This window comes from Nocardia sp. NPDC059764, assembly GCF_042732555.1.
Lineage (GTDB): Bacteria > Actinomycetota > Actinomycetes > Mycobacteriales > Mycobacteriaceae > Nocardia.
Window position 1 is genome coordinate 1 of the sequence record NZ_JBHWHH010000327.1, and the last position, 2,949, is coordinate 2,949.

General features: G+C 70.5%; 3 protein-coding genes. 1 reads left to right on the forward strand and 2 read right to left on the reverse strand.

Going from position 1 to position 2,949, the window contains the following annotated elements; genetic code table 11:
- Window positions 1-47 precede the first annotated feature (47 nt).
- A complete protein-coding gene (locus ACFV4K_RS35295) occupies window positions 48-473 on the forward strand; it encodes an HIT family protein (RefSeq protein ID WP_379280635.1) in 426 nt (141 codons plus the stop codon).
- A 191-nt stretch (window positions 474-664) separates the two neighbouring features.
- On the opposite strand, the gene ACFV4K_RS35300 is transcribed toward ACFV4K_RS35295, so the two are convergent.
- Window positions 665-2,128, reverse strand: coding sequence for a sensor histidine kinase (locus ACFV4K_RS35300; protein WP_379280636.1), 1,464 nt, complete (start codon window positions 2,126-2,128; stop codon window positions 665-667).
- Window positions 2,125-2,862 (reverse strand): response regulator transcription factor, encoded by a 738-nt coding sequence (locus ACFV4K_RS35305; RefSeq protein ID WP_379280637.1) that lies wholly within the window; start codon window positions 2,860-2,862, stop codon window positions 2,125-2,127. Before ACFV4K_RS35305 ends, ACFV4K_RS35300 begins: the two co-directional genes overlap by 4 nt.
- Between the last annotated feature and the right edge of the window lie 87 nt (window positions 2,863-2,949).

Consider the following 2,949-nt stretch of genomic DNA (forward strand, 5'->3'; position numbering starts at 1 on the left):
CGCCCCGAACCCGCCCCGGAGCGAAGCGGAGGGGCAATATATACAGCATGGCTTCTGTCTTCTCCGCAATCATCGACGGTCAGCTGCCCGGCCGGTTCGTCTGGGAGGACGACGAATTCGTCGGCTTCCTCACGATCGCCCCGGTGACGCAGGGGCACACCCTGGTGGTGCCGCGCAAGGAGATCGACCAGTGGCAGGACGTCGATCCGGGCACCATGGCCCGCCTCACCGGCGTCGCCCAGAAGATCGGCCAGGCCGTGCGCGCCGCCTGGGACGCCCCGCGCGCGGGCCTGCTCATCGCCGGACTCGAGGTGCCGCACCTGCACGTGCACGTGTTCCCGGCCTTCTCGATGGGCAACTTCGACATCTCCGGCGCCGACCACAACCCCGGCGCCGCATCCCTGGACGAGGCCCAGGCCAAGATCAAGCAGGCTCTGCGCGACCTCGGCTACGGCGCGAACGTCCCGGAGTGACCCGACCGGGTGCGCGCTCGGTGCGCGCACCCCCAGTGCGACGCCGCGCGTGAACGCACCACGTGCCCGGCTTACCGCCCTGCACCGGACCGACCAGTCCTCCACGCCAGGATCACACTCACTCGCAGTCCAGCTCAGACCCCGCGCGTGGCAGCGGCACAGCGAACGTCGTGCCTCGCTCACAGCCCGGCTCACGACTCCGCGCGCGGTAGTCGCACGGTGAAGGTCGTGCCCTCACCCGGCACGCTCGTCACCGACACCGCTCCCCCGTGCGCCGCCACCAGCGCCTGCACGATCGACAGTCCCAGCCCGGTCCCGCCGCTGACCCGGCTGCGCGACACATCGGTGCGATAGAACCGCTCGAACACGCGCTCGGCCTGCTCGGCGGCCAATCCCGGCCCGGTGTCGGCCACTTCGATCAGCACCTCGCCCGCGGCGGGTGTGAGCCGCACGGCCACCTCCGCGTCCGGCGGGGTGTGCACGAGCGCGTTGTTGATCAGGTTGGCCAGCACCTGCCGCAGCCGCGTCTCGTCGCCGAGGATCTCCAGAGTGCCGGGGCCGGGCCGGATTTCGAGGTCGATCTTGCGTCCCGGGCCTTCCGGATGCTGCGCCGCCGCCAGGGCGCGCGCCCCGTGCACGGCATCGCTGGCCAGCATGAGCAGATCCACCGACCGTCGTTCGACGGGCCGCTGCGCGTCCAGCCGGGCCAGCATGAGCAGGTCCTCGACCAGCAGCCCCATCCGGTTGGATTCGCGTTCGATGCGGTCCATGAGCAGGTCCGGCTCGGTGATCGCGCCCTGCCGGTACAGCTCGGAGAACCCTTTGATGGTGGTGAGCGGGGTGCGCAGTTCGTGGCTGGCGTCGGCGACGAACTGCCGCATCTTGGCCTCGGAGCGCCGGGCCGCCTCCTCCGACGCCTCGGTGGCGGCGAAGGCCTGCTGGATCTGGGTCAGCATGGTGTTCAGCGACTGCGAGAGGTGATCGACCTCGGTGTCGGTGCCGCGCACCGGAACTCGCCGATGCAGGTCGCCGCCCGCGATGGCGGCCGCCGTGCCCTCGACTTCCCGCAACGGCCGCAGACTGCGCCGGATCACCATGCGCGCCACCGCGGCCAACGTCGCCAGCACCAGCGCGCCGATCACCAGTTGCAGCACGATCAGTTTGTCCAGCAGCGAGTCCGTCTCGTCCATGCGCAGCGCGATGATGCTGGTGCCCTGGTCGTTGACGGTCCGCAGCACCCGCCATTCCTCACCGGAGGCCCCGAGGGAGCCGACCGTGCGCGGCTTGCTGCCCAGGTCGGCGGGTACGTCGGGTTGCTGCACCCCGGCCGTCAGGGTCAGCGTCGGCTGTCCGGCGGTGTCACGCACCTGCACCCAGTACAGGTGCGGCGGCCGTTCCCGCCCGCGCACGGTGGGCAGCGGTTCAGGTCGTTGCGCGCCGGGCGCGGCCCAACTGTGGGCGGCGTCGGACAGCTGCCGGTCGATGCGCTCGACCAGCACGTTCCGCATGAGCGAGGTGACCGCGATCCCGGAGACCAGCAGCCCGAATCCGACCAGCGACACCAGCGCCAGCACCAGGGTGGTGCGCAGCGGGACCGCGGCGAGCCGGTCGGCGATCTTGCCGCGCAGTCCGCGAGCCGCCTCGGCCGCGTTCACTGTGCCGCCGCGCGACCGCGCGGCTCTCGCATCACGTAGCCGACCCCGCGCAGCGTGTGGATGAGCCGATCGGGCCCGGTGTCGACCTTCTTGCGCAGGTACGACACGTAGGTCTCGACCACGCCGACCTCGCCGCCGAAGTCGTAGCGCCACACGTGGTCCAGGATCCGCGGCTTGCTCAGCACGGTGCCCGCGTTGACCAGGAAGTACCGCAGCAACGTGAACTCGGTGGGCGACAGGGCGACCGGTTCGCCCGCTTTCCACACCTCGTGGGTGTCGTCGTCGAGCTCGATATCGGCGAACCGCAACCGCGAGGACTTGGTCTCCGGCGCGGACCGTCCGGCGCGGCGCAGGATCACCCGCAGCCGGGCCACCACTTCCTCGAGGCTGAACGGTTTGGTGACGTAGTCGTCGGCCCCGAGTGTCAGCCCGGTGATCTTGTCGTCCACGTCGTCGCGGGCGGTCAGGAACAGCACGGGCGCGTCGATCCCGTCGGCCCGCAGCCGCCGCAGCAGCCCGAATCCGTCCATGCCGGGCATCATCACGTCGATGATCATGGCGTCGGGCCGGAAGGTCTTGGCCCGGTCCAGCCCTTCGGTCCCGCTGGCGGCGCTGGCGACCTCGAAGCCCTGATACCGCAGGCTCACGGACAGCAACTCGACGATCATCGGCTCGTCGTCGACGACGAGCACTCTGGCCTCGGGTTCGCATCCTTGCGCAGGCACACCTGTCATGGCCTCATATTCTGCGCCGCGCCCGCGAGAACGCTGGTCCTTCCCTGGGAGTTTCCTGCGAACGCGCCGGGACCCCCGGATACGACG